Here is a 12,069-nt window from a genome sequence, read left to right as displayed (position 1 = left end):
TAGTATTCTTTTTATAGCTTTTTATATATGGGGGGGCGATACTATTGATATGTATAGGTATGGGGCAGAGTGGACCGGTACAGATATTTCTGAAAATGAAATTGATGAGGCTAAAAGACTTGCCAAAGAGAACAATATGAATATTAATTTCTTTACTGCCGCTGCAGAGAGTACAAACTTAGACAGTAATTATTTTGATGTTATTACAGCGTGTCAATGCTTTGTGTATTTTGACAAAAGCAAAGTATTACCGGAAATTTCTGGAATGTTAAAACACAATGGCAGATTTCTAATTTTATTCATTAGTGAAGATATTTATATTTGGTGCAGCAGCTCTGTGCTTGTTGGCATCAGCTTTTAACTGGGATTGGTTTTTTAATAATAGACGAGCCTGCTTTTTTGTCAAGATATTTGGAAGGAACGGTGCAAGAATTTTCTATGTAATATTGGTTTTTATTCTTATATATACAGGCTTTATGGCCAACTTACAATAGGAGGCAATTATGTGGAATGATCTAAATGAAATATGGAAAGAGGCCTTTAGTTTAGCTTGGGAATCATATAGGAGAAATTCAATTCCAATCGGCGCTGTTATTGTTGATTCTCAAGGAAACATAGTATCAAGAGGAAGAAACAGAATCTTTGATGGTGAAAGTCAAAATCCTTTAGCAGGAACAGATATGGCACATGCAGAGATGACGGCCATGTTAAATTTGAAGTTGGACGAGCATCCAGAGGTAAGAAGCTACTGTATGTATACAACTATGGAACCTTGCCCTATGTGTTTTGGAACTATGGTAATGAATAGCATAAGAAACATAAAGTTTGCAGACAGAGATGGTTACGCCGGAGCTACAGAACTTAATGAGAAATCTCGCTATATCAAAAATAAAGGTATAAGTATTACTAAAGCTGATGATGAAATGGAAACATTTCAAATTGTCTTACAGACAGCCTTTGAGTACAAGAGAAATAATAGTGGATCAGAGGTAGTACTAGATAAGTGGAGGGAATATTGTAATATTGGTGTGAATTTGGGTAAGCAGTTGAATGAGGAAGGGTATTTCGAAAATGCTGCCGCTCAAGGAAAAAATATTTCAGTAATTTACGATGAAGTTATATCATATATAGGGCATAGGGACTGAAATACTATCTTTATCTCAAGTTGGCTAGCTTAAGATATGGCGAAACAGTTGAATGAATATATAGTAAGGGGAGATGGTAACTTGGATGAAAAATACTTATAGAGAAAGTATATATTCAAGCATAATAAAAAAGATAGAACAAAATGGTTTTACTAACATTGATTTTAAGTTATACCATAATACCAGAAAGATGACCGGTGCTGAATATGTAGAATTGCTTAACACTTATTCAGACCATATTGCATTAGAAGAACCAACGAAGTCACTTCTTTTTGATGGTGTTAGGACAGCAATCGAAGAGATGGGTAATGAGAGAATTTCAATCCGTTACAAAAACATACCCTATTTATAAAACTAGCTATAAGGGAGAAGAAATTTGTTTTTGCCAAGCCCCCTGAGGCACACCATCAGCGGCGCAAATTTTAGATTTCTTAATAGGTTATGGACTAAAGCAGATTATTGGCTGCGGCAGTTGTGGCGCCTTGAAGGATTTTGCCCAGAACTAAGTAATTATTCCTACCAGTGCCTTGAGAGATGAAGGAACTTCCTATCATTACGCTTAAATTATCTTTAGAGGCAGTATACTTGATCGATAAATAGTACAGAGATACTAAGAGTTATAGGTATATGATTAGTTAAAAAGAGGTGTTAAAAAATTGGATCAGCTGGCATTAAAGATCAATAAGAGAGAACTTGCTATTGCAGCGATTTTATTTATTGCAATAATAGCTCTTATCATAAGAGCGAACAGTTTTTCAATTGCTCTTCGCATGGCGGGTTTAAACTCTAATTACGTGAGAATTATTGAACATGATTTTGGTACTAATGATGAAGAATTTAAGGTTATAGAAACCAGCTCAAAGGACAGTAAAATTACCCTGTCTATAGTAACTAAAAACAGACTTGGCTTCTGGAAGGTATCTAGTTTTAGAGGCGACGACACAGTAGACCCCCATTTTACCAGCATTGCGTGGATAAAAGGAGGAGGCTCTAAAAGATTTTCCTCTACTGAGGATTCAGTGTTTGAGAATGAATGGCACTATGCCTACTGTGGGGATAACGCCATTAAAGAGATAAAATTTTTACCTGGGCAGATTCCGGAGAACGTAACTGTTAACATACAACAGGGTGGCAGCAAGTTTTGGATTCATGTAATTTCCTTTGCAGATCCGGGAGTACTAAATAGATTTGATGTAAAGGCAATATTGGAAGAAAATAAATGTATTCCTATTGACACGAAATAAAACAGGGTGTAGAATCTTTCTAAATAGTTATAAAAATCCATGATGGGAAGAGTAGTTAATATATGAGTACTCAAAGCGAGTGAAGGATGGTGAGAGCTTCACAGAAAAGTTATTAATGAAGGACATCCCGGAGATGTTTATTTGAACTGAGATGCAATCGAAGAGGCCGTGAAAAAAGCTATTCTATAAATTTTGCTACACCGCACGTGGTAACCCACGAGCGGCCCGCAAAAAAGAATAGCTATGTTTTCACATCCTCCTGTAGAATAAATCGGAAGCCACCGTTAAAGGGCATAGAGTTAATCTTTAGTATATAGATTAAGCAGGATGGCACCGTGAGCATAAACTCACTCCTACACCGGGAGTGGGTTTTTTATTTTATAAAAAATGCCCCTCTTTTATCTATTATTAAGGATGAATTAGGATGGTACCGCGGATTAAGTCTTCGCTCCTAACAGGGAGCGGAGGCTTTTTTTGATGAATAATTAATGAAGGAGGAGCAGAATAATGGAAAGAGTATTGTTAAAGAATCTTAAGGAAAAGCTGAATGAAAAGGTAATGGTTAAAGGTTGGGTTCATAGAATCAGAGCCCTGAAGAGTGTCACATTTTTAATATTGAGAGACAGAAGTGACTTAGTACAGTGCGTGGTGGATAAAAGTATTGATATAAGTGGGATTAAAAATGAGGCTGTTGTTGAATTGGAGGCTGTGGTGCAGCCTGGGAAAAATTCGCTACATGAATATGAACTGGTTGTTAGCGGCATCAAATTGTTAAACAAGGTTGAAGAAGAACTGCCTTTGGAGATCAACAAGGAAGACCTGGAGGTTTCCCTTGAAACCATGCTTAATAACAGAGTATTAAGTCTTAGAAATCCAAAGAAAAATGCCATATTTAAAATTCAGCATATTATTTTGACTGGCTTCAGGGAGTTTTTATCTAAGGAAGGTTTTACTGAAATTATTACTCCTAAAATCGTTGCCGAGGGGGCTGAAGGTGGTACTGCACTGTTCAAACTAAACTACTTTGGAAAGAATGCCTATCTGTCTCAAAGTCCTCAGTTCTATAAACAGATGATGGTAGCTGCAGGCTATGAAAGGGTTTTTGAAATAGGGACTTTCTTCAGGGCAGAAGAGCATGACACCAGCAGACACCTAAACCAGTACACAAGCATGGACTTGGAGATGGGCTTTATCGAAGACGAAAATGATGTTATGGACATGGAAGAGGGCCTGCTTAAATATATATTGGAAAAACTATCTACAGAGGCGGCCCAATACTTTGAACTATTAAAAGCTGAACTTTCACAAATATCAGCACCTATACCAAGAATAGAATTTAAAGAGGCCCTAGCTATACTCAGGGATAACTTCAATAAGGTTATCACTGACAATGACTTAGACCCTGAAGGGGAAAAACTTTTAAGCCAGTATGCTAAGAATGTGTTAAATTCAGACTTCATATTTGTCACTAACTACAGCAGAAAAAAGAGGCCTATGTACACTATGCCAAAGGGCGAAGAGGGTACCAGATCTTTTGACTTGATATTCAAAGGGATGGAAATTACCTCCGGAGGTCAAAGAATCCATGACTATAATATGCTGGTGGAAAGCTTCAAGAGCAAAGGTCTAAACCCTGAGGACTTCAGTAGCTATGTCAATGTCTTTAAGTATGGCGTACCTCCCCATGGTGGTCTTGCAATTGGCTTAGAAAGATTCTTAGCCCTGCTACTGGGCATAAGCAATGTCAGAGAGACAACCTTATTCCCTAGAGACAGAAGCAGATTAGTACCTTAATATGTAAAGTTTATGAGAAACTATAGTTTATTATTTAAATAATATGATATACTTAAAATAATAGAAACTTTAATAGAAAGGAGAGAACTGCTTATGTCTACTGCTACAGAGCAAAAACTATACACCTATGCTGACTATAAAGGTTTGCCAGAAAATCAACGGATTGAACTTATAGATGGACAGATTTATGACATGGCTCCGGCACCTTCAAGGCTGCATCAAGAAATTATATCAGAGCTTATAACTGTAGTAAACAGTTACATTAAATCCAATAAGGGTCAGTGTAAGGTATATCCAGCCCCTTTTGATGTGATACTGACCAAAAGCAAAGACCTTGAAAACTCCAGAAATGTTGTTCAGCCGGATATATCCGTTATTTGTGATAGAACTAAGTTAACGGATAAAGGATGTATTGGTTCTCCGGACTTAATCATTGAGGTAGTTTCTCCCTTTAATCCATCAACGGATTATGTTAAAAAACTAAATTTGTATAATATTCATAAGGTGAGGGAATATTGGATTGTAAATCCAATGAATAAGACCATTTTAGTTTATAGGCTTGATAATAACTCCCAGTACGCAGCCCCAGAAAGTTATACTTTTAGAGATAAAGTTAAGGTAGGTATTTTTGATAACCTGGAAATAGATTTTTCTGTACTGGAATTATAATTTATAATGATTGATTCAAACATAAGAAAAGAATTGCAAGCCAAATGCTCAAGACTTCAGGAAAGTGCTTATACGCATAAGCGGATAGGTACTTTTTTTATCCTTATTCTTGACATATTTACCATAAGATGATATTATTGATACATAGATGTTATAGTAATGAAAACTACATAATTAAATATTGAAGTTATAGAACGTAATTATATATCAAGCAATTTGTGTTTGGAGGTTAGAAAAATCAATACCATCAGTGTTATAATAAAACGAATATATTGAGTTTGGAGATGAATTTATGGCAGTAAAAATATTAACAGATAGTACCAGCTATATAGCAAATAATATTCTTGAAGAATTAGATATAAGAAGGATATCCTTAAGTGTAAAATTTGAGGATGAAAGTTTTAAGGAAATTGATATAGATAACGAAAGTTTTTATGACAAAATGGAGAAAAAGGGAATCCCGGTTTCCTCACAGCCTTCAGTGGGAGAAATGAAGGAAGAAATGGTAAAAGTGGTTGAAAAAGGTGACAGTCTTCTATGCATTTTCATATCTTCCGAAATGAGTGGAACATACTCCTCCGCCCATATGGTAAGGGAAATGGTATTGGAGGAATATCCCCATGCTCAGATAGAAATAGTGGATTCACGCTCCAATAGTATGCAACTAGGTTATGCTGCAATAGTGGCAGCTAGAGCAGCAAAAGAAGGGAAGAGTCTGCAGGAAGTTAAGGCAGAGGCAGAGGCTAATATTAAAAGAAGCAGGTTCTTATTTATTCCTGATACACTGAAGTATCTTAAAAAGGGAGGCAGAATTGGTACTGCCAGTGCACTATTGGGAAGTATACTAAAGATAATTCCTATTCTAACAGTGGAGGATGCAAAGACAGCTGTATTTACAAAGGTAAGAACTAAGAAAAATGCTGTGGCAGCTATGGTTGAAAAGATGGTAAGTGATATAAGCACTTATGGAATTGGAGAAATCACCGTTCATCACATAGATTGTATAAGCGAAGCCAGTGCGCTTGTTGATATGATAAAAGAAAGGCTGGGTTCTAAAATAGACGTACAAATATGCGACATCGGACCGGTGATAGGCTTACATGTTGGTCCCGGCGCAATTGGACTTGTTTATTATACTGAAAGAGATATGCGATAGAATATAAAGGCTGCACTAAAGATTTTTGGTGCAGCCTTTACTTTTTGATAAAAAATTATATATCTGCAGATAATAAATTGGAACAGTAAAAATGTAAGGTGGTGTAACTATGGATGAAAAGATTAATCAGCTACATAGCAAAACAGAACAAGCCCAAGCAATGGGAATAACTGTACCAAAGGACGGAGACTGGGGAAACATGCCCTCCAGAGTCTGTGGGGAAGTTGGCGGTGCCCAGGGAGGAAACTTCACCAGAGAGGCGGTGAAAAAATTCGAAAATAAGTTGGTACAAAAGGATATGCAGTAATTTGCAGACCTTGTAGGCAGTTTAAGACTTTAATGCCATCACAGAGGAAGAGAAAGTGGAATAAATTTCAAGAGTGCGTCAACTAATGCCCCTTTTCCCATTGACAGTTTAACCAATATCTATTAGAATTTTTATGAGAATACACTTTAAATTGGTCCTGTGAGGCCAGAAAGGGAGTATATATATGTTTATGTTTTTTTGTCATGGAGACTATTATTTCTATGGGATAAAATTTGATACTGATGATAGTAAGGGATGATGAAGAGATAGGCTTTTGACCTTTTCTCTTTATTATCCCTTTGTTTTGTCTTCTTTGGTTTTGAGTATGTATTTTGAGGAGGATTTATCATGAAAGCAAAGCTTATCCTAGAAAATGGAATGGTCTTCGAAGGAAGAGCCTTTGGATATTTAGAAGAAACCGTGGGAGAGGTTGTATTTAACACCGGAATGACAGGATACCAGGAGGTCTTAACAGACCCATCATATTATGGACAAATAGTTACTATGACCTATCCCCTTATAGGAAATTACGGCCTTAATTTAGAGGATGCAGAATCCTTAAGCCCTAAGGTTAAGGGCTTTATTGTGAGAGAAGTCTGTGATTATCCAAATAACTTCAGATGTGAAATAAAGCTAAGTGACTACCTGAAGCATCATAAAATTATAGGTCTGGAAAGAGTAGACACCAGAGCCCTTACAAAGGTGTTAAGAAATAGCGGCACCATGAGAGGTATCATTACCCTGGAGGAGTTAAGTGAAGGATATATAAAGGATAAGCTTAATTCCTTTTCCAATGTTGACGCTGTTAAGCAGGTTACAACAAAAAAGGTCTATACCATAGAAGGACAAGGTAAGCACGTGGCGGTGATAGATTTCGGTATAAAGTCCAATATAATCCGATCCTTTAAAAACAGGGGCTGCAAATTGACTGTATTCCCTTCAGATATAAGTTATGAAGAGGTGTTAAAAGTGAATCCGGACCTTGTGTTCTTGTCCAATGGACCGGGAGACCCAGCGGATTTACCGGAAGTCATAGGAAATATAAAGCAATTAATAGGGAAGAAACCTATAGTAGGCATATGCCTGGGCCATCAGCTACTTGCTTTAGCCTTGGGGGGGAAGACTGCAAAGCTGAAGTTTGGCCATAGGGGCTGCAATCATCCCGTTAAGGATTTAGAAGAAAACAGAGTACACATAACCTCACAAAATCATGGTTATTATGTAGAGAAATTACCTGAAAATGTTAGGGTAACCCATGTAAACCTGAATGATGGAACTGTTGAAGGCATGAGGCACAATGCTCTGCCCATATTCAGCGTTCAGTTTCATCCGGAAGCGTGTCCCGGACCTAAGGATGTTGACGGCATTTTTGATAAGTTTCTGACAGTTTAGCATAATAAAAATGATGTTTGGGGGTAATTGATATGCCAAGAGATAATAGTATAAAAAAGGTTTTAGTTATAGGTTCAGGCCCAATAGTTATAGGACAGGCGGCGGAGTTTGACTATTCTGGCACCCAGGCCTGTGAGGCTCTTAAAGAGGAAGGAATAGAAGTTATTTTAATAAACAGCAATCCTGCTACCATAATGACAGATAAGGAAGTAGCCCATAGGATCTATATAGAACCGCTGACGGCAGACTTTGTTGAGAAAGTAATAGCCAAGGAACGTCCGGACAGCTTGCTTGCCGGCATGGGTGGGCAAACAGGGCTTAACTTGGCGGTAGAGTTATATGATAAAGGAGTTCTGGCTAAGTACGGTGTAAGGGTTATAGGAACTTCTATCAAGTCTATAAAAAAGGGTGAAGACAGGGAACTTTTCAGAAATGAGATGGAGAAGATAGGGCAGCCCTGTATAGAAAGCGAGATAATTACCGACATAGAAAGCGGTAAGGAGTTCAGCAGAAGGATAGGGTATCCTGTTATCGTAAGACCAGCCTACACCTTAGGGGGCACCGGCGGCGGAATTGCCAATAATGAAGAGGAACTGGAGATAATTCTTGGACAGGGACTGGCTTTAAGTGCTATCGGACAGGTTCTTGTGGAAAAGAGCGTTAAAGGTTGGAAGGAAATAGAGTATGAGGTTATGCGGGATAGGTATGGCAATTGTATAACCGTATGTAATATGGAGAACGTTGACCCGGTGGGAATTCATACCGGAGACAGTATTGTAGTGGCACCTAGCCAGACCCTTTCTGATAAGGAATACCAGATGCTGAGAAAGGCCTCCATAGACATAATAAATGCCATAGGAATAGAAGGGGGCTGTAATGTACAATTTGCCTTGAATCCGGACAGCTTTGAGTATGCTGTAATAGAAATAAATCCTAGAGTGAGCCGGTCTTCTGCACTAGCCTCTAAGGCTACAGGCTATCCCATAGCAAAGGTAGCAGCAAAGCTTGCTTTAGGTTATGGTTTGGATGAGATAAAAAATGCCGTTACTAAGAAGACTTACGCTTGTTTCGAGCCAGCCTTAGATTATGTAGTAGTGAAAATTCCTAAATGGCCCTTTGATAAGTTCTATGATGCAGACAGACTGCTGGGAACAAAGATGATGGCCACCGGGGAAGTAATGGCTATAGGCAGTAATTTTGAAGCTGCTTTTCTTAAAGCTATCCGGTCCCTTGAACTTGGAAAGTACACCTTAGAGCACAAGGGTATGAGGAAACTTTCCCTAAAGGAATTGAAGGACAAGGTGATGTCTCCGGATGATGAAAGAATTTTTGCCTTGGCAGAGATGATAAGAAGGAACTACAGGGTGGAAATGATATCTCAAATAACGGGTATAGACATATTCTTTGTGAACAAGATAAAGCATATTGTGGATAAAGAAGAGGAGCTTAAAAAGCTTTCAGTGAAGAAATTAGAAAGAGAATATCTTTATGAGCTTAAGAGAATGGGCTTTTCCGATAAAGGTATCGGTGACTTGTTAAAGGTAAGCCCTGATGAGGTTTATAAGCTCAGAGTGAAGTGGGATATAACCCCGGTATATAAGATGGTAGATACCTGTGCCGGTGAGTTTGAGGCCTTTTCACCTTATTATTATTCAACCTACAGTGACTACGATGAAGTGGAAGTATCAGAAAGAAAAAAGGTTGTGGTTATCGGGTCCGGGCCAATCCGCATAGGACAGGGAATAGAGTTTGACTATGCCTCAGTACATGCAGTAAAGTCACTAAGAAAGCTTGGAATAGAAACCATAATTATAAACAACAATCCGGAAACTGTAAGTACGGATTTCGATATATCCGAAAAGCTGTACTTTGAACCTCTCACAGAGGAGGACGTGCTTAGTATCATAGACAAGGAAAAGCCCTATGGGGTAATACTTCAGTTTGGAGGGCAGACCGCTATAAAGCTGGCTAAGTTCTTAAAGGAAAAGGATATTTATATCCTTGGAACGAGTTCTGAGCAGATAGATGCCGCAGAGGACAGGGAGAAGTTTGACGCCCTCTTGGAAAAGCTGAATATAGCAAGGCCAAAGGGAAAGGCAATCTGGAATGTAGAAAGCGGCTTACAGCAAGCGGAACTTCTAGGCTATCCAGTGCTTGTAAGACCATCCTATGTACTTGGCGGTCAAGGAATGGAAATAACCTACGGAGAAAAGGAATTAAAATACTATCTGGAAAATGCCTTTGAAAAGGACAGGAAGAATCCGGTGCTTATAGATAAGTATCTTATGGGCAGAGAAATCGAGGTAGATGCTATATGTGACGGTGAAAATGTCATGATACCGGGAGTAATGGAACATCTTGAAAGGGCTGGGGTGCATTCCGGGGACAGTACTACTATATATCCTACGCAAAATGTATCCGCTGCTATAAAGGAAAAGGTACTGGAGTACACAAAGAAACTGGCTGTTGCCATAGGCATCAGAGGAATGATCAACATACAGTTTATCGAGTACGAAAATGAACTATATGTTATAGAAGTAAATCCAAGAGCCAGCAGAACGGTACCATACATCAGTAAGGTAAGCGGAGTTCCAATTGTAGAGCTTGCAACCAGAGTAATGCTTGGGGAAAATCTCAAGAACCTAGGCTACGGCGTGGATATCTACAAGGAACCGGATATTGTGGCAGTAAAGGTGCCGGTATTCTCTACACAAAAGCTTCCGAGAGTTGAAGTTTCCTTAGGACCGGAAATGAAATCCACCGGTGAAGTACTGGGAATAGGCCGTAATGTTTATGAAGCGCTTTACAAAGGCTTCTTGGCAGCAGATATGCAGCTTGAGAACAATACGGGAGTTGTACTTGCTACGGTAAATGATCATGATAAAGAAGAGTTTTTAGAAATAGCAGAAGGTCTCGAAAGACTTGGTTACAGCTTCATATCCACCAGCGGTACTGCAAAGCTGTTAAGAGAGGCGGGACTTAAAGTAAAAGAGGTTAAGAAGCTTAAAGAAGGAGAGCCAAATATACTTACAGCTATAAAGAACAAAGAGGTAGACTTGGTTATAAATACTCCTACCAAGGGAAACGACTCCCATAGAGATGGTTTTATCATAAGAAGAACCGCCATAGAAAGGAACATTGAGGTTATCACAGCCCTGGATACTATGAAGGCTTTAGTGGAGGTAACTGCAAGGCTCCGAACTGAGATGAAGCTTGAGCATATGGAAGTGTTTAATATGGGTAGACATACTTTTTGAAAGAACTAGGATTATCTATAGAAGAGATAAAGACGTATATGAGTATTAATCCCACTATTCTTAATGTTCTTCCCTTCATTGAGCTACATAAGTTTATTAGGAATTATATATAATGGACTGAAAAGTTTTAACAGAGGGAATGACCAGTGGGAAGTTCGAAGATAATCCTTACTTGTGATGAGTGGGGCTCTCGCCATCTTCTAGCCTGTCCCACTCTCACTGTCATCATTTTCCTCAAAAAAGTTCCATTCCGCAATGACTGTCCCCTCAATAATTTCCTCCTCCTCTTCATACACTATGTCTTCAGCTACCACTTCTTCAATTATCTCATCTTCTAGATCCTCATCTGGCTGGTCTAAACTCCAAAACATGAACGGCTTGTCCCTCTGAGCATCTATGACTATTTCTTTTGCTTCTTCCGCTGGCCCACTTTCTTCCTCTGCCAGCTGAACTTCTTCTAGCAATGTTTCCTCTTCAACCACCGTTAGTTCCGTTGCCAAATCTTCTTCTGCTGCAAGCACATTTTCTGCATCTACAGTCTTCCTATCAATAACTTCCACTTCTTGCTTCTCAGCAGTTTGAGTCTTGTCCACTTCTATCTTATCATCAACTGTATTTTCAACGCATGGTAATAGAATGCCGCTAAATATCTCTTTAACCGGATAGTCTCTTTCCAAACAGATATCATAGAGCACCTTTATAAACTCCTTATTTTTTACATCCTTAAGTTCCTTTTTGATTTCCTGAATCGCCCTCTTGCTGTTCTTAAAGTTATGTTTAAACCAGTTTACTATCATGATTTCCTTGGTGGACTTGGATACTACTATCTTGCCGTAGCTTTCAAAGCCTTGCAGCAGCCTTTCTATCACTTCAGCAGGATAGCCTGTTTCAAGCTCAGCAACCTTGTGGTTAAACTTGTAGATGCCGCATTTGGTAGTCATAGTGTTGGTAACAAGATACATGTAAAAATATCTCTCCTCCGGTGTAAGCCCCAGAACAAAATCATTTTGCCAAAACCTCATATCAATTTGCTTAAAATTTGCCATTGTTTATTTCCTCCTCTTTAAACCATTAACTCATTTTCTTAGCTATTTAATATACAGTT

At 38.5% G+C, this 12,069-nt stretch carries 12 protein-coding genes and 1 other annotated feature; of the genes, 11 read left to right on the top strand and 1 reads right to left on the bottom strand.

Annotated features, from left to right (window positions below; genetic code table 11):
• Positions 1–4 precede the first annotated feature (4 nt).
• The 11 genes from FHY60_RS17020 to carB all read left to right on the top strand — a co-directional run bounded on the left by FHY60_RS17020 (position 5) and on the right by carB (position 10,964).
• Positions 5–361: a class I SAM-dependent methyltransferase gene (locus FHY60_RS17020; protein WP_341472559.1), complete on the top strand. Its 357-nt coding sequence runs from the start codon at positions 5–7 to the stop codon at positions 359–361.
• Positions 306–494 (top strand): Imm17 family immunity protein, encoded by a 189-nt coding sequence (locus tag FHY60_RS18770; RefSeq protein ID WP_139906136.1) that lies wholly within the window; start codon positions 306–308, stop codon positions 492–494. Before FHY60_RS17020 ends, FHY60_RS18770 begins: the two co-directional genes overlap by 56 nt.
• Positions 495–503: 9 nt before the next feature.
• Positions 504–1,145 (top strand): nucleoside deaminase, encoded by a 642-nt coding sequence (locus tag FHY60_RS17010; protein WP_139906135.1) that lies wholly within the window; start codon positions 504–506, stop codon positions 1,143–1,145.
• 85 nt (positions 1,146–1,230) lie between these two features.
• Positions 1,231–1,497 carry a hypothetical protein gene (locus FHY60_RS17005; protein ID WP_139906134.1) on the top strand — a complete coding sequence of 89 codons (267 nt, stop codon included), beginning with the start codon at positions 1,231–1,233 and terminating at the stop codon, positions 1,495–1,497.
• 304 nt (positions 1,498–1,801) lie between these two features.
• A complete protein-coding gene (locus FHY60_RS16995) occupies positions 1,802–2,389 on the top strand; it encodes a hypothetical protein (protein ID WP_139906133.1) in 588 nt (195 codons plus the stop codon).
• A gap of 30 nt (positions 2,390–2,419) precedes the next feature.
• Positions 2,420–2,747 (top strand) — a binding site (T-box leader).
• A 149-nt stretch (positions 2,748–2,896) separates the two neighbouring features.
• Positions 2,897–4,183 carry an aspartate--tRNA(Asn) ligase gene (gene aspS, locus FHY60_RS16990; RefSeq protein WP_139906132.1) on the top strand — a complete coding sequence of 429 codons (1,287 nt, stop codon included), beginning with the start codon at positions 2,897–2,899 and terminating at the stop codon, positions 4,181–4,183.
• Positions 4,184–4,276: 93 nt separating this feature from the next.
• The gene (locus FHY60_RS16985) at positions 4,277–4,852 is read left to right on the top strand and encodes a Uma2 family endonuclease (protein WP_139906131.1); all 576 of its coding nucleotides are present in this window, start codon (positions 4,277–4,279) and stop codon (positions 4,850–4,852) included.
• Between the two features lie 292 nt (positions 4,853–5,144).
• Entirely contained in the window at positions 5,145–6,008 is an 864-nt protein-coding gene (locus FHY60_RS16980) for a DegV family protein (RefSeq protein ID WP_139906130.1), read from the top strand.
• Between the two features lie 109 nt (positions 6,009–6,117).
• Positions 6,118–6,315 carry a small, acid-soluble spore protein, alpha/beta type gene (locus FHY60_RS16975; protein ID WP_139906129.1) on the top strand — a complete coding sequence of 66 codons (198 nt, stop codon included), beginning with the start codon at positions 6,118–6,120 and terminating at the stop codon, positions 6,313–6,315.
• A 348-nt stretch (positions 6,316–6,663) separates the two neighbouring features.
• Complete coding sequence (gene carA / locus FHY60_RS16970) at positions 6,664–7,707, top strand: glutamine-hydrolyzing carbamoyl-phosphate synthase small subunit (protein ID WP_139906128.1); 1,044 nt, start codon at positions 6,664–6,666, stop codon at positions 7,705–7,707.
• Positions 7,708–7,739: 32 nt separating this feature from the next.
• Positions 7,740–10,964: a carbamoyl-phosphate synthase large subunit gene (gene carB, locus FHY60_RS16965; protein ID WP_139906127.1), complete on the top strand. Its 3,225-nt coding sequence runs from the start codon at positions 7,740–7,742 to the stop codon at positions 10,962–10,964.
• Between the two features lie 200 nt (positions 10,965–11,164).
• Here carB and FHY60_RS16960 read toward each other — a convergent pair whose 3' ends face one another.
• Entirely contained in the window at positions 11,165–12,010 is an 846-nt protein-coding gene (locus tag FHY60_RS16960) for a hypothetical protein (RefSeq protein WP_139906126.1), read from the bottom strand.
• Positions 12,011–12,069 lie beyond the last annotated feature (59 nt).

The organism is Clostridium thermarum, from assembly GCF_006351925.1.
GTDB lineage: Bacteria > Bacillota > Clostridia > Clostridiales > Clostridiaceae > Clostridium_AU > Clostridium_AU thermarum.
The sequence above is the reverse complement of the archived record's forward strand: the minus strand, read 5'-3'. Positions and strand labels throughout refer to the sequence as shown.

What these genes read in the sequence shown, in the direction of transcription:
- FHY60_RS16975 (WP_139906129.1), top strand. Translation starts at nt 6,118, where the DNA reads ATGGATGAAAAGATTAATCAGCTACATAGCAAAACAGAACAAGCCCAA.
- FHY60_RS16980 (WP_139906130.1), top strand. Translation starts at nt 5,145, where the DNA reads ATGGCAGTAAAAATATTAACAGATAGTACCAGCTATATAGCAAATAAT.
- FHY60_RS16985 (WP_139906131.1), top strand. Translation starts at nt 4,277, where the DNA reads ATGTCTACTGCTACAGAGCAAAAACTATACACCTATGCTGACTATAAA.
- carB (WP_139906127.1), top strand. Translation starts at nt 7,740, where the DNA reads ATGCCAAGAGATAATAGTATAAAAAAGGTTTTAGTTATAGGTTCAGGC.
- FHY60_RS16960 (WP_139906126.1), bottom strand. Translation starts at nt 12,010, where the DNA reads ATGGCAAATTTTAAGCAAATTGATATGAGGTTTTGGCAAAATGATTTT.
- FHY60_RS17005 (WP_139906134.1), top strand. Translation starts at nt 1,231, where the DNA reads ATGAAAAATACTTATAGAGAAAGTATATATTCAAGCATAATAAAAAAG.
- FHY60_RS17010 (WP_139906135.1), top strand. Translation starts at nt 504, where the DNA reads ATGTGGAATGATCTAAATGAAATATGGAAAGAGGCCTTTAGTTTAGCT.
- carA (WP_139906128.1), top strand. Translation starts at nt 6,664, where the DNA reads ATGAAAGCAAAGCTTATCCTAGAAAATGGAATGGTCTTCGAAGGAAGA.
- aspS (WP_139906132.1), top strand. Translation starts at nt 2,897, where the DNA reads ATGGAAAGAGTATTGTTAAAGAATCTTAAGGAAAAGCTGAATGAAAAG.